Origin of the sequence: Salinispora cortesiana (assembly GCF_000484695.1) — a bacterium.
Taxonomy (GTDB): Bacteria; Actinomycetota; Actinomycetes; order Mycobacteriales; family Micromonosporaceae; genus Micromonospora; species Micromonospora cortesiana.
On the sequence record NZ_AXVR01000034.1, the window covers coordinates 1 to 20,793 of the forward strand.

A 20,793-nucleotide genomic window follows, 5' to 3' on the forward strand; every position below is an offset into this window, starting at 1 on the left:
GAGGGCTGGCAGGACATGCCGTTGACCGAGGCCGCGCAGACGGTGCAGGTGTCGGCGTACCCGTTCCACTACGCCCAGTGGGAGACCCAGGCCGCCGACCTCGTCGCCGAGCACTGGACCAGCTGACCCACCCACCGCAGCAGCCACCAACAAACCCCCACCCACAGACCCAACCCACACAAGGGGGAAAGAAACTGTCGGCCGGCACCCGAAACCGGGCGCCGGCCAACAGCCATGTCTGGGGCTATCTGCGTGGGGAGGGCATGGCCACGGCCACTGGCCTCGGGCCCACCAATGCCCGGTCCACAACCTGTGGATAGGACATGTGTACGAACCCCCGGCGTAAGCAAGTCAATCGATGGAATTTGCCCCTGCCGGTCGGGTGGGTCGTCAGGGGCCGGCGGCCAACGCGGCGCGGACCGGGGCCGACTTCGCCGCCGCCTCCGCGACCTCAGCCTCCGGATCGCTGCCCCAGGTGATCCCACCACCGGCCCACACGTGCAGATGATCGGCGTCAGCCGCGGCGGTGCGGATGGTCAAACCAAGGTCGACCCGGCCGGAGGTGACCCACCCCAGCGCGCCCATGCTGGCCCCCCGACCGACCGGCTCCGCAGCGGCGATGTGGTCCAGGGCGGCGAGCTTTGGGGCCCCGGTGACCGATCCGCCAGGGCAGACGGCACGAAGCAGGTCCGCCAGGCTGACCCCCTCGGCGACCGCCGCGGAGACGGTCGACTCCGCCTGCCACAGGTCGCACCACCGGCGTACGGCGAACAGCTCGTCAACCGCGACGGTGCCGGTGCGGGCGAGCCGAGCCAGATCATTGCGCTGCAGGTCGACGATCATGACATGTTCTGCGCGCTCCTTCGCGCTGGACAACAGCGCGGCCCGGCCGGCGGCGGTGGCCGGGCGGGTGCCCTTGATCGGCCGGGTGATCATCCGCCCGGCCGTGACCTCCACGAGGGTCTCCGGGGAGGCACAGCCAATCGCCCACCCGGCGCCGGTGAGTACGCCCGCGTACCGGGCACCCGGCAGCGCACCGAGGCGGGCCAGGGCGGGCAGCGGATCACCGGCGTAGCGGGCGGCGGCATGCCCCACAAGGTTGGCCTGGTAGACATCCCCACGGCCGATTGCCGCCCGGACGGCACGCACCGCGTCGGCGTGCTGCTGTGGGGTCCAACTCTCCGCCCAGGCGCCGAGCCACCAGGCCGACGGCCGGCGGCGGGCCGGACGGCTACGGGACGTGGCAGCGTGGCCGTAGACGACGACAGCCACGTCGGGCAGCGCGGGGGCCGGTGTGGCGGGGCCAGGGCCACGGCCGACCCCCAGCGCGCCGGCCGCGGCCGAGACGTAGAGGGCAGCCCCGCACACCCGCTCCGGGGTGCGTTCCGCCGGCCGAGCGAGGTCGCCCAGGGCGAGACCGTGGGCGGCCAGGAACTCCTGGACGAGCGCCACCGGGTCACCGCCGTCGCCGACGCGCCACTCCCAGCGGGCGCGTTCGACGTGGGTGCGCCGGCAGGCCGGCGCCGCCGGCGGCGCCACCGTCACCTCCACTGGAAGCGTTTCCACGCTGTCCGGTCCATTCCGTCTCAACCGTTCAGTGGATTTTCCACGCGGCACGCGCACACCCGCTCGATGCTGGTCACTTGAACTTGGTACTGTGCGTCACTGGCCATGTGAACCATGACACAGTTCCCCCACCCTCCGGAGAACCCCGATGTGCCAGCACCAACCCACCTGCCCCTCTGCCGACGCCACCGACCGGGACGCCGCCAAAGTCATTGCTTGCTTCCCTGAACAGGGCTGGAGCTTGCTCTGCAACGGGGTCATCAGTTTTGAGGACACCGGCGAGATACTCCCCGACGGACGCAGCATCGCCCCGCATCGCGGCCCAGCCCGCCACGCCCTCGTCGCCTGACGACAACTCACAGTAATCATCTGGTTTCGTGGCCCCCAGGCTAGCCGCCCGAACAGGCCACCGACCTGGGAGTCGACACCAACCGGCCGGGCGGACAACCCCGCCCGGCCCGTCGGCCGTCCTTCACTCCTCAAACGCCTGCGGCGCGGGACAGGAACACACCAGGTTCCGGTCGCCGTACGCGCCGTCGACCCGCCGCACCGGCGGCCAGTACTTCCCCAGCCGACTCCCCGCCGGGTAGGCCCCGACCGACCGCGGATACGGATGCGACCACTGGTCAGCCGAGACCATCGCCGCCGTGTGCGGGGCGTTCACCAACGGGTTATCCTCCGCCGGCCACTCCCCCGACCCCACCTTGTCGATCTCGGCTCGGATCGCGATCAGCGCATCGCAGAACCGATCCAACTCGGTGAGATCCTCACTCTCCGTCGGCTCCACCATCAACGTCCCCGCCACCGGGAACGACATCGTCGGCGCGTGGAAACCGTAGTCGATCAGACGCTTGGCCACGTCATCGACGCTGACGCCCGTCGCTTTTGTCAACGGCCGCAGGTCCAGAATGCACTCGTGCGCGACCAGACCCTTGTTACCCGCGTACAGCACCGGGAAGGCGCTCCGCAGCCGCGCCGCCACATAGTTGGCCGCCAGCACGGCCACTGCCGTGGCCCGGGTCAGCCCAGCCGCGCCCATCATCCGCAGATACATCCACGGAATCGGCAGGATCCCGGCCGACCCGTATCGGGCCGCCGACACCGCCGGCCGAGGCGAGTCCCCCGCGAGCGGGTCCCCGGGCAGGAACGGCGCCAGATGCGAGCGCACCGCCACCGGCCCCACGCCCGGCCCGCCACCACCATGCGGGATACAGAACGTCTTGTGCAGATTCAGGTGCGACACGTCCGCGCCGAACCGTCCCGGCTTGGCGAACCCGACCAGGGCGTTGAGGTTCGCCCCGTCGACATACACCTGACCACCCGCGTCGTGCACCTTCGCGCACACCTGAGCGATACCCGTCTCATACACTCCGTGCGTCGACGGATACGTCACCATGATCGCGGCGAGCGTCTCCCGATGCGCATCGATCTTGGTGTCGAGGTCGATCAGGTCGATGTTGCCGTCGGCGTCGCAGCCGACCACCACCACCCGCATCCCCGCCATCACCGCCGACGCGGCGTTCGTGCCGTGCGCCGACGACGGAATCAGGCACACGTTCCGGTGCCCCGCATCCCGCGACCGGTGATACGCGCGGATGGCCAGCAGCCCCGCCAACTCCCCCTGCGAACCAGCGTTGGGCTGCACACTGACCGCGTCGTACCCGGTCACCTCCGCCAACCAGCCCTCCAACTGGGCGATCAGCTCCCGGTAACCGGCGGTCTGCGACTCGGGCGCCATCGGATGCACCTGCGCGAACTGCGCCCAGCTGACCGGCTCCATCTCGGTGGTCGCGTTCAGCTTCATCGTGCACGACCCCAATGGGATCATGCCCCGATCCAAGGCATAGTCGAGGTCCGCCAACCGACGCAGGTACCGCAGCATCGCCGTCTCCGACCGATGCGCGCTGAACACCGGGTGGGTAAGGAAATCCGACGTACGGGCCAGCACCGCCGGCAACGCGGTATCCACCGCACCAGTGAACTCCGGCACTCCGAACGCCGCCCACACCGCCGCGAGATGCACCTCCGTCGTGGTCTCGTCACACGAAACACCCACCCGGTCGGCGTCCACCAGCCGCAGATTCACCCCCCGCTGCGCGGCCGCCTGCACCACCTCGGCCGCCCGACCCGGCACCACCGCCGAGACAGTGTCGAAGAACAGAACATCCGCAACATCCACCCCACCCGCGCGTAACCCGGCCGCCAACCGCGCCGCCATCGCATGGGTCCGCGCCCCAATCGCACGCAACCCGTCCGGACCGTGGTAGACCGCGTACATTCCGGCCATCACCGCGAGCAGTACCTGCGCGGTGCAGATGTTGCTCGTCGCCTTCTCCCGACGGATGTGCTGCTCCCGAGTCTGCAGCGCCAACCGGTACGCCGACTCCCCGCCCGCATCCCGCGACACACCGACCAACCGGCCCGGCAGCATCCGCTGCAGGCCCGCGCGGACCGCCAGGTAGCCAGCGTGCGGGCCACCGAAGCCCATCGGCACCCCGAACCGCTGGGTCGTGCCGACAGCGATGTCAACACCGATCTCCCCCGGCGGACGCAGCAGCGTCAACGCCAACAGGTCGGCGGCCACGGTCACCAACGCGCCCGCGGCGTGCGCGGCGTCGACCACCGCGGCGTGATCCCGCACCGCCCCGGACGCCCCCGGATACTGCACGTGCAGGCCGAAGAACTCCGCCGGCAGCTCCGCACCATCAAGATCAACCACCTGCACGTCGATACCGAGCGGCTCGGCCCGGCCCGCGATCACCGCCACCGTCTGCGGCAACGTGTCCGCATCCACCACGTACACCTGGCTCCGGCTGCGGCTCACCCGCCGCGCCAACGTCATCGCCTCGGCAGCCGCGGTGCCCTCATCAAGCATCGACGCGTTCGCGGTCGCCAATCCGGTCAGATCGGTAACCATGGTCTGGAAGTTCAGCAACGCCTCCAGCCGACCCTGGCTGATCTCCGGCTGGTACGGCGTGTACGCGGTGTACCAGCCGGGATTCTCCAACACGTTGCGCCGGATCACCGCCGGAGTGTGCGTGTCGTAGTAGCCCAGACCGATCATCGACACCGCAGCGGTGTTGCGCTCAGCCAGCGCCCGCAGCTGCGCCAACGCCTCCGACTCACCGGCCGGCGCCGGCAGGTCCAGGGTGCCCGACCAACGAATCGCCTCCGGAATCGCCGCATCCATCAGCTCGTCGACAGAGCCGTAGCCGACGACCTCCAACATCCGGCGTTCGTCCTGCGGATCCGGACCGATATGACGGGCGGCGAACTGCTCAAGGGACATGGGGTGCTCCCCGGGGATGAGGTCGACAGGTCGGCCTCCCCCTCTGTCGCGCCCGCAGACGCTCCACAGTGCCTACCCGTGAGGTCCTTTTGCCTGAGAGGTTCCGGGGAGGATTTGCCCCTTCGGCGCCGCACCGGGTGGTTTCCGGGCGGTCTCTCCCACACGGGTGCGACCGGCACGACCAACGCTACCAGCGGCCATCCCCACCCGGGCGTCCCCACCCGGGCCATTACCGACCGCACACCAGCCCGCCACGGTCAGCCCACCACCACCGGTCCCCCCGCGCTGTCTGCGACGGCACCAAACTGACCCGCGCCGTCTGGGGCAGCATTCAACCGATCGGCCAACACCGACAACACCCGACCCAGCGGAGCATCCACGGTCACCGCCGCATACGCATCGCCGCGAGTCGCACCCTGGTTGACGATCGCCACCGGAATACCCAAACTCGCCGCCCGCACCACAAACCGCCGCCCGGACATAACCGTCAACGACGAACCAAGCACCAAAAGCAGCCGCGCGGACTCCACCATGGTGAAACACCGGGCCACCCGCGCCGCCGGCACCGACTCACCGAAGAACACCACGTCCGGTTTCAGCGTTCCGTGCCGCACTGGGCGCAATCGGCCGTACGGAAGTCCGCCACCGCCGAATCATCGAGATCCACGTCACCGTCCGGATTAACCGCCGACACCCACGCCGCAAACCCCGGGTTCGCCTCCGCCAACCGCTGATGCAGCTCCCACCGCGACACCCCAACCCCACACGCTAGGCACACCACCTCGTCCAGGCGCCCGTGCAGCTCCACCACCCCGCTACTACCCGCCGCCGTGTGCAACCCGTCCACGTTCTGCATAACAACCCCGTCCACCACGCCGGCCTGCTGCAAACGAGCCACCGCCCGATGCCCGGCATTGGGGACCGCCCGGGCAATCGTGCGCCACCCCAGGTGACTACGCGCCCAGTACCGCCGCCGCGCCAACGGATCCCGCGTGAACACCTGATACGTCATCGGAGAGTGGCGCCGGGCCGCACCACTGGGCCCCCGATAGTCCGGGATCCCCGACTCGGTAGACAGCCCAGCACCGCTGAGCACCACCACCCCACCAGCCGAGACCAACCCCGCCAGCACATCAACCTGTTCGCTCACCAGAACCATGCTGCCGCGTCCACGGCCACCTGCCCACTCCCGTCGCCGCTCAACTCACCCGCCGCCGCGCCCGCCGCGCCGCCAACTCATCCCCCACCACCTTCACCGCAGCCGGTGGTGCCGGCTGCGGTGCCACCGACTCCGCCGGCAGATGCGACAACGACCCCTGAATCTCCTTGAACGCCCCACCAATCGCGATCCCAAACACCCCCTGGCCACCCTGCAGCAGGTCAACCACCTCCTCCGGCGACCGGCACTCATACACCGTCGTCCCGTCGGAGATCAACGTGATGCCCGCCAGGTCCGCCACCCCCCGCGACCGCAACGCCTCAATCGCCTTCCGGATGTTCTGCAACGACACCCCAGCGTCCAGCAGCCGCTTGACCACCTTCAACACCACTAGGTCCCGGAACGAGTACAACCGCTGCGTTCCCGAACCCGACGCGTCCCGCACTCCCGGCACGACCAGACCAGTCCGCGCCCAGTAGTCCAACTGCCGGTAACTGATACCCACCGCATGGCAGGCCGTCACGCCCCGGTAGCCGACCTCGCCGTCACCATCGATCGCCGGCACACCCGGCCCCGAGCCCGAATCGGAATCCCACGGCTCCTGCATCCGGATAACCTCCCCGCCGTGCGGTGCCCCATCCACGTCCACGTCGAGACGAGCACCCCTCGATACGGTCACCCTAACGCCGTACCCGACAGTTGCCAGGCAACAACAACACGACACGCCGTGCCCACAACACGCCCAAAGAACCGTCACCAACCGTGACGACAGCGCAACCAGCCCATAACCATCGGATCAACCGGCCAGCCAAGTCAGCCGGCAAAGTCCTCTGGACTCACCTGGTCCAGGAACTCCCGGAACTTCTCCACCTCGTCCTCCTGCTCGTCCGGAATCACAATCCCGGCCTCACTGAGAACCTCGTCGGCACACCGAATCGGCGCCCCCACCCGCAACGCCAACGCAATGGAATCACTCGGCCGCGCCGACACCCGCACCCCGTCACCGAGCAACAGATCAGCGAAGAAGACATTCTCCTTCAACTCGGTGATCTCCACCGCCTGCAACGGTGCTTCCAACGCCGCCAACACATCCCGAAGAAGATCATGCGTCAACGGCCGCGTCGGCTTGACCCCCTGCTGCTCGTAGGCGATCGCCGTCGCCTCGACCGCGCCGATCCAAATCGGCAGATAACGGTCCCCCTCGACCTCCCGAAGCAGGACGATCGGCTGGTTGCCCGGCAGCTCCACCCGAACCCCGACCACACTCAGCTCGCGCACCGCCGCCTCCGTGTCGTTGTCACCTACGCCGCACCGCACCCCTTCTGCACCGTACACGGACCGCGACCCGGCCGTCCCACGCGCGGCACGCGTCGCAAAGGGGTTACCCCGGCAAGCCTACGGCACGCATCACCGAACAGATCTTTCCGCACACACCCACCTCACCGTCCCAACGTCGAACGCAACCCCACCCGCACCAACGCCGCGTGCAACCGCTGCGACAACGCCACCAACTCCCGCGCCGTCTCCGCTGCCCGCGCCCGCGCCGCCAGATCACTCTGCCGCGCCAACGGCGTCACCAACTGGGCAAACAACCCCACCTCACGGTCCGCCGCCAACCGATACCCCCGCAGATGCCGCGGCTCCAACCCATACGCCGCCAGACCCGCCACCGCCTGCGCGATGATCAACGCATCCCCGTCATACCAGCCCGGCGGATCCGTCACCACCACACCAAGCCGCTCCAGCTCCACCAGCGTCGACTCATCAACACCGCTGCGGTCAATCAACTCGGCCCGATCCAACCGCATCCGCGACGACTCGGCCTCCGCCGACTGCCCGGGCACCTCCCCACCCGAGCCCACCGCCACCAACGCCGGCCGAGAACGACCCGGCTGCTCACCCGTCGCATCCCAGACCGCGAGCTGCTCACGGATCACCCGCAGCGGCAGGTACTGATCCCGCTGCGCGGTCAATACGAACCGCAACCGCGCCACATCATCCCAGCTGTACTTCCGGTACCCAGCCGCCGTCCGCTGCGGCTCCACCAAGCCTTCAGCCTCGAGGAACCGCAACTTCGACAACGTGGCATCCGGAAAGTCCACCCGCAACTGGGCCAGCACCTCACCGATGCTCATCAACGGCTGCGGACGGGAAGACCCCGGCGCAGCAGACGCCGCAGGCTCACTCACCCCCGGCCGGCCCCCTCCTCGGGCCGCGGACCGGCAAGGAACACCACCCGGAACTTGCCGATCTGCACCTCATCACCGTTGCTCAACGTGGCCGCCTCGACCCGCTCCCGGTTCACATACGTCCCATTCAGGCTCCCCACATCCCGCACCGTGAACGTCCCACCATCCCGGTGAAACTCCGCGTGCCGCCGCGACACCGTCACGTCGTCCAGGAAAATGTCACTGTCCGGATGCCGCCCACTGGTCGTCACATCGTGGTCCAGCAAGAACCGGGCACCCGCATTCGGCCCCCGCCGTACTACCAGCAGAGCCATCCCCGGCGGCAACGAACCGGACATCCGATTCGGCATCACATCGGTATCCGGCCCCTCCAGGGCCTCTTCGAGCGAGCCGAGATTGAGCGTCGAAGTGACGTCGAGTGGGGGAAACTCGTCGTCTGGGCGCGTCATGGGACCACCTCACGGATCTATTCGGTCAGCGTCGGGTAAGAGCGGGTCTGGCCGCCGGGCAATCTCGCACCCGGCGGCTGGCTCCCCGTGCCAGGAAGGCAACTACACAACGCTCAACTATCGGATTCTCGGTCGACTGGGCGAGCCTAGCCAGCGCCGAAAAGCAGGGCAACCGGACGCGCGGAACCAACCCCCGTGCCGGCAGGAGGGCACCACTCAGCCCTCGGTGAGCTCGCGATACGCACCCGCCGACAGCAGGCTGTCCAGCCCGCCCTGATCAGCCACGGTGACCTCAAACAGCCAACCCGCAGCATACGGATCACTATTGATCAACTCGGGAGTGTCGCCCAGTGCCTCATTGCACGCCGACACCGTCCCGGTGACCGGGGCGTAGATCTCCGACACACTCTTCGTCGACTCGATCTCACCCACCGAATCGCCGGGAGACACCGCCGACCCGACCTCGGGCAGTTGAACGAAGACGATGTCACCCAGCGCGTCCTGCGCGAAGTGCGTGATACCAACCCGCACCACGCCGTCGCCACCACCCGCAACCCACTCGTGCTCGGCGGTATACCGTAGATCCTCAGGAATCACCAGCTGCGTCCTTCATCCCATCGTGCGCCAACCCCCACGTGACGGCGCAGCCGCGCCACCAGTCACGTGATCGGACGGGCGTGTTCCAGCTCGATCGGGGCGTGCAGCGCCGAAACCTCGGCCACCTCACGATCCTCGACGATCACCGTACCGCCGTCACCGTCGACCGTCGCCACCACCCCGCCAGGAATGTTCAACGCCGTACGCATCGTCGCCGGATCCCCGATCACCGTGATCGTGTACGGCCCCGTCAACAACCGCCCATCCACGAACAGGGAACCATTCTCCCCATCCAGGAAATACGTCGAGGCGATGATCCGCACCGTCACTCCGTCCCCACCGGAGATCTGCATCGCCTCCGCACCCGCACCCCGCAACTCCTGCACCGCGTCCAACACCCGCATCGCCGAAATCGCCGCCGCACCACCGGACTCAAACCGCACCACCAAGCCCGGCCCCTGCGCCGGCAACGTCCCCGCCAGGACCCCCAACTCGTCCGCCCGCCGCGCCGCCTCCTCCAACGCGGCCTGCCGGCCCTGCTCCCCCGACTGCAGCTGCCGCAGGCTGTCCTCCAACGCCGCGATGTCCTGCCGCAGCCGGTCCTCCCGAGCATTCAAGTCATAGAGAATCCGCACCAGGTCCTCCTGCCGCGCCGCCGAGGTAGTCGGGTCCGTTGATGTCGTCCGCAACTGCTCCACCAGCGTGAACCCCAGCAACGCCAGCAACACGAAGATCATCACGGTGGCCGGGCTCGTCCGCCGCCACCCCCCGAACAGAGCCAGGGCGGAGGTGAACTGACGCCCTGCCGTGCGGTCCAGCCTCGACTCACCCGCCGTGGCCGGCGGCGGCTCCGGATCCACCTCCACCTCCGGCGCCAGCGGACTCAACTCGTCCGGATCCGGCGCATCCGGGCGCGGGTCCGGCTCCCCTGCCGGGCCCGTCGCAGGCAGCGGACCTGGCTGCTCCGGCCAGCCCGTCCCCGTCTCGGTGTGCTCGTCACCCCTCATCACGACAAACCTACGCCCGGAACAGGTGCCGGCGGATCGCCGCCACATTCCCGAAGATTCGAACCCCCAACACCACCACCACACCCGTGGAGAGCTGGCTACCCACCCCCAACTGGTCCCCCACGTACACGATCAGAGCAGCCACCAACACGTTGGAGATGAATGACACCACGAACTGCTTGTCATCGAAGATCCGGTCCAGCTTCGCCCGCACCCCGCCGAACACCGCGTCCAACGCCGCCACCACGGCGATCGGCAGATACGGCTGCAACGCCCCCGGCACCGTTGGATCGAGCCACAATCCGAGCAGCACGCCCGCAAGCAACGCCAACGCCGCAATCATCGACCACCTCCGAAATCGGGAGCCGTCGGCGAACCAGACGTCCCGGGACTGACCGACTGGCCCGACGACGTCGGACTCGCCGGTGGCTGCGCGTACTGTAGCCGCGGATCCGGCGCGGCGGGCAGCGTCAGGTCATCAGCGTCCCGCACCTCGAACGCCAACCCGGTATCCGCCGCGACCTGCTGCATCGTCGCCGCAATCCGGGTCTGCGCAAACCGCTCCCGCAACTCGTCCGGGCCGATCGCCGACACCTCGTAGGGCCCCGTCACCGGCCGAAAATCAACCAGAATCGCCTGCCCTGCCGACCGAATCGTGGACGTTGCCGTCAACCGCTGACCATTGATCGAGATCGCCTCCGCCCCCGACGCCCACAGACCGTTTGCGACCCCCTGGAGGTCGATGTAAATCACCCGCGACGGCCCCGAAACCGGATCCGGAACCAGCTGCTCGTCCGGCGGAGCGTCGGCCAACCGCACCACCACACCGTCCCCACTCACCCGGCCCAAACCGGTGCCCGCCTCCAGCTCGTGCAGCTGCGCCGCCTCCGTGCCCAGCGCAGCAGCCCGCTGCCGGGCCACCTCCGCCCGCAACTCGTCGGCCCGCTCCGACAGCTGGTCGGTCTCGCCCTCCCGCTGCTCGATCTGCGCCACCAGACCTTCCCGGGCCTGCTGGCGCCCCGGTGCCGCCGCCACCGTCTGGCGGTACGCCACCGCGAACAAGAACCCGAGCGCCACGAGGACGACGAGGCTCACGGCCCGGACCGACCGGCGCCACCTCACCGCAGCTCCCTGCCGCTGGCGGGCCGCCGCGTCGGCGTACCCCGGATCGAGCGGATTGCGGAACAATTCAGTGAGGAAGTCCGGCGCGTACGTCCGGCCGGTCGGCTCCCGGCTCTCCGATCGAAGCTGTGAGTCGGTCATCGTGCCCTCGCCGCCCGCACCAGCCGCCCGGCCTGCACCACATACATCGCGCCAGCGACCCAGTACAAGGTCAGGCCCCACCAGGCCAGACTCCAACCAGCCGCGCTGATGACTGTTGCCGGCGCCGCCTTCGCCAGCAACAGGACTGGGAACGCGGCCAACAACAAGAACGTCGCCGTCTTGCCCACATAGTGCACCGGCGGCGGCCCGTATCCGTACCGACGTAGCGTGCCAAGGGAACCCAACAGCAGCACCTCACGGGCGAGCAGCGCCACCGTGAACTGCCACGGCACCACCTCACGGATGGTAAACGCGACCAGCGTGGCCAGGATGTAGAGGCGGTCCACGAACGGATCGAGTAGCTCGCCCAGCCGACTCACCTGCCGCAGTCGCCGGGCGACCCAGCCGTCCACCCAGTCGGTGGTGCCGCCGACCGCCAACACCACGATCGCGGCGACATCGGCGCGGGCCACCAGGAGTAGGTAGAGGAAGACCGGAACACCGAGGAGCCGGACGAAGCTGATCAGGTTCGGCAGTGTGAAGACCCGGTCGGTGGGGTGGCCGGAGGCCCGCGGAGTGTCAACCCAAGCCGGCCGCTGCGACACCGAACCTCCTCCACTGTGCGCCTCGGCGCCCGACCCACATCTGCCAGGTCGGCAGGCACCAGCACTGTGACCCCAGCGCGGGACCGACCCGTTGGACCCGGCCCGCGATTCCAGATGATCGTGGGCCGACCCAGCTGCGCTGCCACTATATCCGCCCTGTCACGGCATCGATGTGCTGAGTCAGGGCGGATATGTGTGGTGTCCGGGTGTGTGGTGGCACACACGACGCACAGCAGCCTAGGATACTAGGGTTTATTCGGGACCGGTGTCCCCGGGTTGCAGCCCCAGCTGGGGCCAACCCACCGGTTACGGCTCCCGGCCACCCCACGGCCGCGATACTGACCGCGGGGGGTGAAGGGGGTGAACTCGTCGAACGGCGCCGCGGTGGTGGTCGGCGTGGACGAATCGGAGCAGGCGCGACGGGCCGTACGCCTCGCGGCCGCCGAGGCCGCCCGCCGCAACCGAACGCTGCGGATCGTCCACGGCTTCATCTGGCCACTCCTCCACGTGCCGGTGGGAGCGCCACCCGGCGGACCGCCCGGATCGGGCCTCCGCCATCAAGCGGAGCAGCTCGTCGCCGACGCGGTCGCCGAAGCCGAAGCGGCCGCGCCCGGACTCCGCGTCTCCGGTGAGATCATCGACGGCGAGGCCGCCGCCGTGCTGGTCGGTGAGGCACCGAACGCCGTGCTGATCGTGTTGGGTGACCGCGGTATGGGCGGCTTCGCGGCCCTGGTTGTCGGCTCGGTCGCGATACAGGTCGCCACCCACGCCGACTGCCCGGTCCTGGTCGTGCGCGGCATGGACCGCACCGAAGGGCCGGTGATCGTCGGGGTGGACGGATCCGCGGTATCCGTTCCCGCCGTCGAATTCGCCGCCGAGCAGGCGTCGCTGCGCGGCAGCGACCTCGTCGCGATACACGCCTACCTGCACCCGGTCGCCAGCAAACCCGGCGACATGCAGCCTCTCGTCTACGACGAGGAGAAGCTACGCCACGAGGAACGCCAGCTACTCGCCGAATCCGTCGCCGGGCTGGCCGAGAGGTGGCCGGATCTGACCGTCCGCCAACGAATCGTCCGCGGCCGACCCGCACCGATCCTCACCGAAGCGTCTCAGCAGGCCCAGCTACTGGTGGTCGGCGGGCACGGACACGGCGCGTTCACCGGCCTGCTGCTGGGCTCGGTCAGCCAGTCCGCACTGCACCACGCCGACTGCCCCGTCGCGGTTGTCCGCGCTCCCGGCTGATCCGCTCGGCGCGGTTGGTCATCACCCGGACGGGTAGACGCCCGGCGGACAACACTGGTGAGCACGACCGAGGAGGCACCCAGATGCCCGCACCACGACCCGGCAACGACGGGTACGACCAGCACGGCGGCGAGCCGATATGAGAGCCGGAGCCCTGGTCGACGGAGCGATCGCCGGCGCGGCCGGCACCACCGCCCTCAACGCCGTCACCTATCTGGACATGACGCTGCGAGCCCGGCCGGCGAGTAGCACCCCAGAACGCAGTGCCGGTCGGGTCGCCGAGGTGGCCCACCTCAACCTCGGCCCCGAGCCCCAGGCGACCAACCGCCGCTCGGGGCTCGGCCCGCTGCTCGGATACGGCATCGGGATCGCGGCCGGAGTCGGCTTCGCCCTGCTGACCCGGGGCCGGCCCATGCCGCCGGCCCCGGCCAGTGGGCTGCTCGGCGGCGGGGTGATGACCGCCTCCGGCGGCTCGTACGCCGTCTTCGGAGTCAGCGACCCACGCACCTGGAGCCGTGGGGACTGGCTGTCCGACCTCATCCCGCACCTGGCTTACGGCCTGGTCGCCGCGGCGACCTGGAACCGACTCCGGGTGCCACCCGCCTGAGACGTAGCCACCGTGCCGCCCGCCCTTCAGACGCAGGGCGGGCGGCACGGATCAGCTGTCGTCCTCGGCAACCGGCTCGCCCGGGGGCCCATAGCCGGAGACCTGGCCCCGGGGCACCGGACGCCCCCGGTCGCCCTGCGACGAGCCACGGTTACGTGGATGACCCGTCGGACCGGGCCCCTTGGTGTCCTGCACGTTCGAGCCCCGGGCGCTGCGCCGGACCTCCTGCTGCTGCGGGTTCGTCACCGCTGTCTCCTTCCCGCTGGGCGGCGGCGTACGCGGCGGCCGCCTCCACCCCCCGGATACCCACCGACGTCACCGGACATGCAGCGGGCTAACCCGGCCTACGCCGGGTACACCCCATCGGTGGGAGACAGTCAGGAGACGGCGCGGGTGTTGCTGGAACGACGAGGACAGACCTACACCGAGGAGGCCGGGATCCGGCTGGCCGACCGGCCCGGCCCGCTCTACCAGCTGTTGGTGCTCGCCACCCTGCTGAGCGCACGAATCCGAGCCGGCGTCGCGGTGGCCGCCGCCCGGGAGCTCTTCGCCGCCGGCTACCGCACCCCGTCGGCGATGGAGGCGGCGACCTGGCAGGACCGGGTTGACGCGCTCGGTCGCGGGCACTATCGGCGCTACGACGAGCGGACCGCCACGCTGCTCGGCACAGGCGCACGACTCTGCCTGGACCGCTGGCAGGGCGACCTGCGCCGGCTACACCGCACCGCGCAGGGCCAACCGGCGCAGCTACGCCGCCTGCTCACCGCTTTTCCGGGCATCGGGCCCGCCGGTGCGGACATCTTCCTCCGCGAGGCCCAGGCGGTCTGGCCGGACCTGCGTCCCTTCGCCGACCGGCGCACCCTCAGCGGCGCGGAGAGGTTGGGCCTGCCGCAGACCCCGCGGCGGCTCGCCAGCCTAGTGGCGGAGGCGGAGTTCGGCCGCTTCGCCTCCGCCCTGGTGCGGGTCGCGCTCGGCGAGGAGTCCGCTGGTGCGGTGACGCGGGCGGCGCGCCGGTGACCAGTCACTTCGTCGCGTCGCCGCGAGGCCGGGTGAGATACCACACCAGCAGCGCCGCGAGCACGGCCAGCGCGATCAGGCCGCTGGTGACGCCCTCACCGTCCGGTTGGTCCCGGCCAGTCGTGCCAAAGTAGATCACTGCCAGCCCGGTCAGCACCGCCACAGCGGTACGTACTCCTCGGTCCCTCACACTCGGTGACCCTAGCCAGCGCCAGCCGCGAAGGGCAGCAAACTACTTTTTTCCCCTAAACGGGGTCAGTCGACCTCCAGGTCGTCGAGCGAGATCTTGTGGCTCATCAGCCAGCGCGCCAACGCCGACATTCCGAACAGCCACAGCGGCGCCGACTCGGTCGTCCCGCTGGTGGCAAAGACCGCGAACCGGAGATCGGGCGCGCGGTAGGCCTCGATCCGCCACCGGTGTTGCCGATCCCGCCAGATCGCTGAAGGGTCCATACTCAGACGCTACCGAGCTGGTCCCGCACGCGGGGGCAGCTCGGGGACCTGCCCGCGGCCCAGCACCGCCTTCGGCTTCGGCGTGAAGAGCACCGCCCCCCACGGCCTGGGCCGCAGGGGGCGGTGTGGGGTGCCGGTGTGCAGGTCGCCTCTCGGCGCGTGGCGCGTGGCGGCTCCAGCCGAACGGTATTCCGCGACGGCTTATTGGTGAGGCCCGGGGACACTGGACACACCGACACCCGTGTCAACAGCGTACCCGCTCCGGCCCTTCCCATCGGGCCGGTGACCGCTGCCACCCCTGGTATCGGCACCAGGGGTGGCAGCGCACTCAGTCGCGGCTGGTTGGGATACCGAACAGCAGGTTTGGGCTGCTCCCCCACAGGTGCGGTGATCCCCCGCACCACCGCGAGAGCATCCTAGGATCCTGGATGGGTGGCGGAGGCGGAGTTGCTGTCCGCGCGACACGGAGACCCACAGCGTCAGCGGGGGTGGGCGCTTCTCCGCCGGGGCAGCCCCGCCAGCACTCCCAGTGCCACCCGCACCGGCACCCGAGAGAGCAGGTCGTCGAAGCCAGCCCGCCCCTGGCAGAAGGCGACAAAGGTCCGCCAGCCCGGCGGTGTGGCCAACAGCCCGTGAAACAGCCCCGGCCGGCGAGCGAACGTCTCCAGCAGCTGCTGGCCCGCCCGCATCGACGGGAGCAGCTCCCCCGCAACCGCCGACTCGTACCGGCCCAGATCGTCAGCGGCGACCGCCGCACCCGCCAGCGCCGGAACGCAGGGCGTAGCTGATCCCCTCCCGGCTCCATGGCTCCAGCAGCCCCGCCGCATCCCCCGCCACCAGCACCCGCCCTCGGCGCAGCGGCGAGTCCTCCCGCCGACACCGGGTCAGGTGCCCGGAATCGTGCGCCGGCTCGATCCCGGCCAGGCCCAGCCGGTCCACGAACGACCGCAGGTAGGCCCGGGTCTGCTCCCCTGTCCCCCGCGCCGCGATCACCCCCACCGTCAGCAGGTCGTCCTTCGGAAACACCCAGGCGTACGAGCCGGGTAGCGGACCCCAGTCCACCAGCACCCGACCCCGCCAGCGGGCCCGTTGTGCCGGTGGCACCGGCAGCTCCAGCTCCAGCCCCAGGTCGACCTGCCGATGTCGCACCCCCACATGCCGTGCGGTCACCCCCGAGGACCCGTCGGCGCCGATCACCGCCCGCACGGCCACCGTCGCCCCGTCGGCCAGCCGCAGGTGGACCCGGTCCGGCTCCGACTCAAACGCCCGGACGGCGACTCGCTGACGCAGCTCGGCCCCGGCAGCGACCGCGGCAGCCCGTAGCCGGTCATCAAACTCGTCCCGGCGCACCATCGTCACCAGCGGACCGGCCGCGCTCCGCCGGGTGAACGCCCGCCGCCCGTCCAGGGTGAAGGTCACCCGCTCCGGCCGATCCTGCGCAGGCACCTCGATCCGGTCCGCCAGTGCGGCCATCGAGGTGCCGATCAGGCCGCCACCACAGGTCTTGTAACGCGGATGCACAGCCCGCTCCAGCACGAGGGTCGCCAGACCCGCCCGTGCCGCGACGTAGGCGGCGGAGAGGCCAGCCGGGCCCGCACCCACCACCGCAAGATCCCAGACCGTCACCGTTGCCAGCCTAGGGCCCAGGTCAACGTTCTTGGCCGAGGTGCGGGTGGGTTGCCCAGCACCGTCGCGACCCGGCGACCCAGGCTCGGCGCAGGTACCGCCCGAATCACTGCCGGGCCAGGGCGACATACCCGATCGGGGGAGCATCTTCGGTCGCCAGCCGGGTATCCACCGCCCAGGCCGACCGCCCGCGCGGCGGTTTCCGAAGGAGGACGACATGCGGCAGGTGCAACTGTCGGAGCTCGAGGAACGGGTGTACGACGCGGTTGCGGTCCTGGAGGCCCGCGGCCAGGTGCCGTACCCGGACCTGATCGCCGAGGAGACCGGGTTGACCGAGGAGCAACTGATCGCTCCCCTACACCAACTCACCGAGAAGAACCTGCTGCACCGCGAGGACTCGCCGATGGCCGGCCTGGACTTCGGCCCTCGGTTCTGCGCCCAACAGCTGACGTGAGGCCACGACACCCAGGCTCAGGCTCAGGCCGGCAACCGCCGGATGGGTGACGACGACCGCCCTTCCCCGGGTCCACGGGCCCGCCCACCCGGTGGTGACCTGGCCGAGCAACAACGCCGAGGGGCGGCGCTCGGCGTTGGTCTGGCCGCCGTCTTCATGACGTTGCTCGACGTGAGCATCGTCAACGTCGCCATCCCGTCGATGGATCGGGCACTCGGTGTCGCCCCCAGCGACGTGCAGTGGGTCCTCTCCGGCTACGCGTTGACCTTCGGGTTGATGCTGGTACCCGCCGGCCGGTTCGGTGACGGGCATGGGCGACGGACCGTCTTCGTGGTCGGCGTCTCCCTGTTCAGCCTCACCAGCGTGGCAGCCGGGCTGGCTCCCACCGCCAACTGGCTGGTCGCTGCTCGGCTACTCCAAGGTGCCGCCGCCGGCCTGGTCACCCCCCAGGTCACCGGATTGATCCAGGAACTCTTCCAGAGCTCCGAGCGGGGCCGCCCGTTTGGGCTGCTCGGCGTGACCGTCAGTATCTCCACCGCGATCGGGCCACTGCTCGGCGGCCTCCTCATCCACATCGGCGGTGCCGAGCACGGGTGGCGGTGGGTCTTCTTCGTCAACGTGCCGATCGGTATGTTCGCCGCCGTCCTCGGCTGGCGCCTTCTCCCGCACCGAGCCCAGGGCGTTCCCGACCGTCGCCGGTTCGATCTGGTCGGCCTACTACTGCTCGGCGCGGGTGTCCTGCTTGTCCTGCTACCTCTGGTTCAGCAGCACTGGAAGAGTCCGGAAAGGTGGCTGACGCTTCCGGCCGGCCTGCTGATGCTGGCCGCCTTCGCCGGTTGGGAGCGGTGGTACGCCCGTCGCCACGAGCCCCTGTTCGACCCGCGCCTACTCGGCATTCGCTCGTACCGGATCGGCGTCGGAATAGCCCTGCTGTACTTCGGCGGGTTCACCTCCGTCTTCTTCGTCCTCACGGTGTACCTGCAGAACGGTCTCGGGCACAGCGCACTCGCCGCCGGGCTGGCCAGCACCCCGTTCACGGTTGGATTCGCCATCGCCTCCGTGGTGGGCGGCCGGATCGTCAACCGAGTTGGTCGGCCGCTGGTCGCCCTCGGTCTGGCCATCGTCGCCGTCAGCCTCGTCGTCGTGGTGCTCGTCGTCCACCGGGTCCCCACCGGGGCCACGGTGTCCTGGTGGACCGCCACACCGTTGCTGGTGGCAGGGCTCGGCAGCGGCCTGGTGGTCACCCCGAACCAGGCCCTCACCCTCGCCCAGGTGCCGGTGTCGCGTGCCGGCAGCGGCGCGGGCATGCTGCAGACCGGCCAGCGCATCGGGTCTGCCGCCGGCATCGCCACGGTCGGCAGTGTCATCTTCTCGGCGCAGGGGGCCACTGGGGACTGGTCGGTCGCCTTTCACCACGCGATGCTCTTGATCAGCGGAATCACCATGCTCGCGCTCTGCCTGGCGCTGACCGACATCGTCCTCGACCGCCGCTGAGCGGAAGACTCGACCAGCCGGGCCAGGGCGCCGACCACGACGCGGGCGACGCCAAGTCGACAATTCGGCGAACACGCCGACACGGGGCAGCGGCCGGACCCTACCGGCCGGTAGAAACAGTGCCCATGACGAACTCCCTCGACCGTCGGACCCTCCTGCGTATCGCCGGCGCCTCCGCCGGCACCGCCGTCCTCGCCAGCGCCGCCCTCCCCGGCCGGGCCGGGGCCACCGGTAGCGCCTTCCGGCACGGCGTCGCCTCCGGTGACCCGTTGCCCGACGGCATCCTGCTCTGGACCCGCCTCACCCCAACCGAGGGGTCCCAGCCGGGCTCGGGCGTCGGCCCGGAGGTGACCGTGACCTGGCAGGTCGCAGCCGACCCGGACTTCGCCACCCTGGCGGCGCAGGGCACCCTCGCTACCGGCCCGGATCGGGACCACACGGTCAAGGTTGCCGTCAGTGGGCTCGCGCCAGCCACCACGTACTGGTTCCGCTTCGGCTACGCCGGCGCCTGGTCGCCCACCGCCCGAACGATGACCGCGCCGGAGGCGGATGCCGACATCGACCGGATCCGCCTGGGTGTGGTGTCGTGCTCGAACTGGGAGGCGGGCTACTTCGCCGCCTACCGGCACCTCGCCGAGCGGGGCGACCTGAACCTGGTGGTACACCTCGGTGACTACCTGTACGAGTACGGCACCGGGGAGTTCGCCGCCGGAGGCACCGTGGTGCGGTCAGTCCAACCGGCACACGAGACGCTGACGCTGCAGGACTATCGCGTCCGGCACGCGCTCTACAAGAGCGACCCCGACCTACAGGCCCTGCACGCGTCGGTGCCGTGGGCGATCACCTGGGACGACCACGAGGTCGCCAACGACCAGTGGTCGGGCGGCGCGGAGAACCACACTCCTGGCGCCGAGGGCAGCTTCACCGACCGGGTGGCGGCAGCGCGTCAGGCGTACGCGGAGTGGATGCCGGTGCGCACCGGGGCGGACGGTGCGATCTATCGGCGGTTGCGTTTCGGCCGGCTCGCCGATCTGTCCATGCTGGACCTGCGGACGTACCGGTCCGAGCAGGCATCGGGTCTGGACATCGACGACCCGGAGCGGACGATCACCGGCGAGGCGCAGATGGCCTGGCTCAAGGCGGGTCTGGCCACCTCGGACGCCCAGTGGAAACTGGTCGGCAACCCGGTCATGATCTCCCGGCTGGACGTGGGCGCCCTCCCCTCCTGGCTGCTCGGGCCGCTGGGCACGTTGCTCGGCATCCCGCAGAACGGCGCGGTGCTCAACCCCGACCAGTGGGACGGCTACAACGCCGACCGCAACGAACTGATTGACCACCTGTTGGCGACCGATACCCGGGACGTGGTCTTCCTGACCGGCGACATCCACACCTCATGGGCGAACGAGCTGACCACGCAGTCGACCGGGCTGACCAACCCGGCTGCCGCGGAGTTCGTGGTGCCGTCGGTGACCAGTGACAACATCAACGACTTCTTGGGAATGCGGGAAGGCAACTCGCTCAGTGAGCTGGCGTCCGGCCTGATCCGCTCGACCAACCCGCACGTGCGCTGGACCGACCTGGACGGGCACGGCTACGGGGTACTGGAGGTGACGCCGCAGCAGTGCCGGATGGACTGGTTCCACCTGGTTGACCGGACCCAGAGCAGCACCGGCAGCCGCTTTGTGACGGGCTGGTCGGTGACCGCCGGCTCGTCCCGGCTGCGCCAGGAGAACGCACCGCTGAGCTGACCTGAAAGCCGGCCGTTGCCCCGCGGGG

21 protein-coding genes, 2 pseudogenes and 1 riboswitch are annotated in these 20,793 nt (G+C 69.9%); of the genes and pseudogenes, 7 read left to right on the forward strand and 16 right to left on the reverse strand.

Going from position 1 to position 20,793, the window contains the following annotated elements; translation table 11 throughout:
• Window positions 1-390 precede the first annotated feature (390 nt).
• The gene (locus K228_RS0115545; RefSeq protein WP_080671613.1) at window positions 391-1,617 is read right to left on the reverse strand and encodes a chorismate-binding protein; all 1,227 of its coding nucleotides are present in this window, start codon (window positions 1,615-1,617) and stop codon (window positions 391-393) included.
• Window positions 1,618-1,714: 97 nt separating this feature from the next.
• Between K228_RS0115545 and K228_RS27255 the strand changes: the two genes are divergently transcribed.
• Window positions 1,715-1,915, forward strand: coding sequence for a DUF5999 family protein (locus K228_RS27255; protein WP_012013604.1), 201 nt, complete (start codon window positions 1,715-1,717; stop codon window positions 1,913-1,915).
• Between the two features lie 123 nt (window positions 1,916-2,038).
• Here K228_RS27255 and gcvP read toward each other — a convergent pair whose 3' ends face one another.
• From gcvP to clsA, 11 genes and pseudogenes are all read right to left on the reverse strand, one after another.
• The gene (gcvP, locus tag K228_RS0115555; RefSeq protein WP_025619273.1) at window positions 2,039-4,855 is read right to left on the reverse strand and encodes an aminomethyl-transferring glycine dehydrogenase; all 2,817 of its coding nucleotides are present in this window, start codon (window positions 4,853-4,855) and stop codon (window positions 2,039-2,041) included.
• Window positions 4,856-4,926: 71 nt separating this feature from the next.
• Window positions 4,927-5,026, reverse strand: a riboswitch (glycine riboswitch).
• 86 nt (window positions 5,027-5,112) lie between these two features.
• Window positions 5,113-6,014, reverse strand: a pseudogene (locus K228_RS25680) (NAD-dependent protein deacetylase).
• Between the two features lie 40 nt (window positions 6,015-6,054).
• Window positions 6,055-6,621, reverse strand: coding sequence for a MerR family transcriptional regulator (locus tag K228_RS0115565; protein ID WP_025619274.1), 567 nt, complete (start codon window positions 6,619-6,621; stop codon window positions 6,055-6,057).
• Window positions 6,622-6,827: 206 nt separating this feature from the next.
• Complete coding sequence (locus K228_RS0115570) at window positions 6,828-7,292, reverse strand: bifunctional nuclease family protein (RefSeq protein ID WP_018724884.1); 465 nt, start codon at window positions 7,290-7,292, stop codon at window positions 6,828-6,830.
• A 161-nt stretch (window positions 7,293-7,453) separates the two neighbouring features.
• Window positions 7,454-8,149 carry a transcriptional regulator FtsR gene (gene ftsR / locus K228_RS0115575; RefSeq protein ID WP_188116209.1) on the reverse strand — a complete coding sequence of 232 codons (696 nt, stop codon included), beginning with the start codon at window positions 8,147-8,149 and terminating at the stop codon, window positions 7,454-7,456.
• Window positions 8,150-8,199: 50 nt separating this feature from the next.
• Window positions 8,200-8,652 (reverse strand): oxoglutarate dehydrogenase inhibitor Odhl, encoded by a 453-nt coding sequence (gene odhI / locus K228_RS0115580; protein ID WP_012013610.1) that lies wholly within the window; start codon window positions 8,650-8,652, stop codon window positions 8,200-8,202.
• Window positions 8,653-8,868: 216 nt separating this feature from the next.
• Entirely contained in the window at window positions 8,869-9,249 is a 381-nt protein-coding gene (gene gcvH / locus K228_RS0115585) for a glycine cleavage system protein GcvH (RefSeq protein WP_025619276.1), read from the reverse strand.
• 62 nt (window positions 9,250-9,311) lie between these two features.
• Window positions 9,312-10,256 carry a DUF881 domain-containing protein gene (locus tag K228_RS0115590; protein ID WP_025619277.1) on the reverse strand — a complete coding sequence of 315 codons (945 nt, stop codon included), beginning with the start codon at window positions 10,254-10,256 and terminating at the stop codon, window positions 9,312-9,314.
• A gap of 10 nt (window positions 10,257-10,266) precedes the next feature.
• Complete coding sequence (locus K228_RS0115595; RefSeq protein WP_012013613.1) at window positions 10,267-10,599, reverse strand: small basic family protein; 333 nt, start codon at window positions 10,597-10,599, stop codon at window positions 10,267-10,269.
• A complete protein-coding gene (locus tag K228_RS0115600; RefSeq protein ID WP_025619278.1) occupies window positions 10,596-11,519 on the reverse strand; it encodes a DUF881 domain-containing protein in 924 nt (307 codons plus the stop codon). Before K228_RS0115600 ends, K228_RS0115595 begins: the two co-directional genes overlap by 4 nt.
• Window positions 11,516-12,124 carry a cardiolipin synthase ClsA gene (clsA, locus tag K228_RS0115605; RefSeq protein WP_025619279.1) on the reverse strand — a complete coding sequence of 203 codons (609 nt, stop codon included), beginning with the start codon at window positions 12,122-12,124 and terminating at the stop codon, window positions 11,516-11,518. Before clsA ends, K228_RS0115600 begins: the two co-directional genes overlap by 4 nt.
• A 360-nt stretch (window positions 12,125-12,484) precedes the next feature.
• Between clsA and K228_RS0115610 the strand changes: the two genes are divergently transcribed.
• Together K228_RS0115610 and K228_RS0115615 are read left to right on the forward strand one after the other, a co-directional pair.
• A complete protein-coding gene (locus K228_RS0115610) occupies window positions 12,485-13,366 on the forward strand; it encodes a universal stress protein (protein WP_025619280.1) in 882 nt (293 codons plus the stop codon).
• Between the two features lie 139 nt (window positions 13,367-13,505).
• Window positions 13,506-13,973: a hypothetical protein gene (locus K228_RS0115615; protein WP_025619281.1), complete on the forward strand. Its 468-nt coding sequence runs from the start codon at window positions 13,506-13,508 to the stop codon at window positions 13,971-13,973.
• Between the two features lie 51 nt (window positions 13,974-14,024).
• Here K228_RS0115615 and K228_RS27260 read toward each other — a convergent pair whose 3' ends face one another.
• Complete coding sequence (locus tag K228_RS27260) at window positions 14,025-14,219, reverse strand: hypothetical protein (RefSeq protein ID WP_080671614.1); 195 nt, start codon at window positions 14,217-14,219, stop codon at window positions 14,025-14,027.
• Window positions 14,220-14,339: 120 nt separating this feature from the next.
• Here K228_RS27260 and K228_RS0115620 point away from each other — a divergent pair, with 120 nt between their 5' ends.
• Window positions 14,340-14,990, forward strand: a complete 651-nt coding sequence (locus K228_RS0115620) for a hypothetical protein (RefSeq protein ID WP_025619282.1) — start codon at window positions 14,340-14,342, stop codon at window positions 14,988-14,990.
• A 4-nt stretch (window positions 14,991-14,994) separates the two neighbouring features.
• Here the strand turns inward: K228_RS0115620 and K228_RS0115625 are convergent, their stop codons facing one another.
• From K228_RS0115625 to K228_RS25685, 3 genes and pseudogenes are all read right to left on the reverse strand, one after another.
• Window positions 14,995-15,153, reverse strand: coding sequence for a hypothetical protein (locus K228_RS0115625; protein WP_018219641.1), 159 nt, complete (start codon window positions 15,151-15,153; stop codon window positions 14,995-14,997).
• Between the two features lie 92 nt (window positions 15,154-15,245).
• Window positions 15,246-15,443, reverse strand: a complete 198-nt coding sequence (locus K228_RS0115630) for a hypothetical protein (protein ID WP_025619283.1) — start codon at window positions 15,441-15,443, stop codon at window positions 15,246-15,248.
• A gap of 479 nt (window positions 15,444-15,922) precedes the next feature.
• A pseudogene (locus K228_RS25685) lies at window positions 15,923-17,069 on the reverse strand (geranylgeranyl reductase family protein).
• A gap of 217 nt (window positions 17,070-17,286) precedes the next feature.
• On the opposite strand from K228_RS25685, the gene K228_RS0115640 reads away from it, so the two are divergent.
• The 3 genes from K228_RS0115640 to K228_RS0115650 all read left to right on the forward strand — a co-directional run bounded on the left by K228_RS0115640 (window position 17,287) and on the right by K228_RS0115650 (window position 20,765).
• Entirely contained in the window at window positions 17,287-17,523 is a 237-nt protein-coding gene (locus tag K228_RS0115640) for a hypothetical protein (protein ID WP_018215553.1), read from the forward strand.
• Between the two features lie 42 nt (window positions 17,524-17,565).
• On the forward strand, window positions 17,566-19,017 hold the full coding sequence (locus tag K228_RS0115645) for an MFS transporter (protein ID WP_025619284.1): 1,452 nt from the start codon (window positions 17,566-17,568) through the stop codon (window positions 19,015-19,017).
• A gap of 125 nt (window positions 19,018-19,142) precedes the next feature.
• Complete coding sequence (locus tag K228_RS0115650; protein WP_025619285.1) at window positions 19,143-20,765, forward strand: alkaline phosphatase D family protein; 1,623 nt, start codon at window positions 19,143-19,145, stop codon at window positions 20,763-20,765.
• Window positions 20,766-20,793: the final 28 nt, after the last annotated feature.

Bases quoted from the DNA above. Each gene is read 5' to 3' on its own strand.
- K228_RS27255 (WP_012013604.1), top strand. From the start codon at position 1,715: ATGTGCCAGCACCAACCCACCTGCCCCTCTGCCGACGCCACCGACCGG.
- gcvP (WP_025619273.1), bottom strand. From the start codon at position 4,855: ATGTCCCTTGAGCAGTTCGCCGCCCGTCATATCGGTCCGGATCCGCAG.
- K228_RS0115565 (WP_025619274.1), bottom strand. From the start codon at position 6,621: ATGCAGGAGCCGTGGGATTCCGATTCGGGCTCGGGGCCGGGTGTGCCG.
- ftsR (WP_188116209.1), bottom strand. From the start codon at position 8,149: ATGAGCATCGGTGAGGTGCTGGCCCAGTTGCGGGTGGACTTTCCGGAT.
- odhI (WP_012013610.1), bottom strand. From the start codon at position 8,652: ATGACGCGCCCAGACGACGAGTTTCCCCCACTCGACGTCACTTCGACG.
- K228_RS0115590 (WP_025619277.1), bottom strand. From the start codon at position 10,256: ATGAGGGGTGACGAGCACACCGAGACGGGGACGGGCTGGCCGGAGCAG.
- K228_RS0115595 (WP_012013613.1), bottom strand. From the start codon at position 10,599: ATGATTGCGGCGTTGGCGTTGCTTGCGGGCGTGCTGCTCGGATTGTGG.
- K228_RS0115600 (WP_025619278.1), bottom strand. From the start codon at position 11,519: ATGACCGACTCACAGCTTCGATCGGAGAGCCGGGAGCCGACCGGCCGG.
- K228_RS0115615 (WP_025619281.1), top strand. From the start codon at position 13,506: ATGAGAGCCGGAGCCCTGGTCGACGGAGCGATCGCCGGCGCGGCCGGC.
- K228_RS0115630 (WP_025619283.1), bottom strand. From the start codon at position 15,443: ATGGACCCTTCAGCGATCTGGCGGGATCGGCAACACCGGTGGCGGATC.
- K228_RS0115640 (WP_018215553.1), top strand. From the start codon at position 17,287: ATGCGGCAGGTGCAACTGTCGGAGCTCGAGGAACGGGTGTACGACGCG.
- K228_RS0115645 (WP_025619284.1), top strand. From the start codon at position 17,566: ATGGGTGACGACGACCGCCCTTCCCCGGGTCCACGGGCCCGCCCACCC.
- K228_RS0115650 (WP_025619285.1), top strand. From the start codon at position 19,143: ATGACGAACTCCCTCGACCGTCGGACCCTCCTGCGTATCGCCGGCGCC.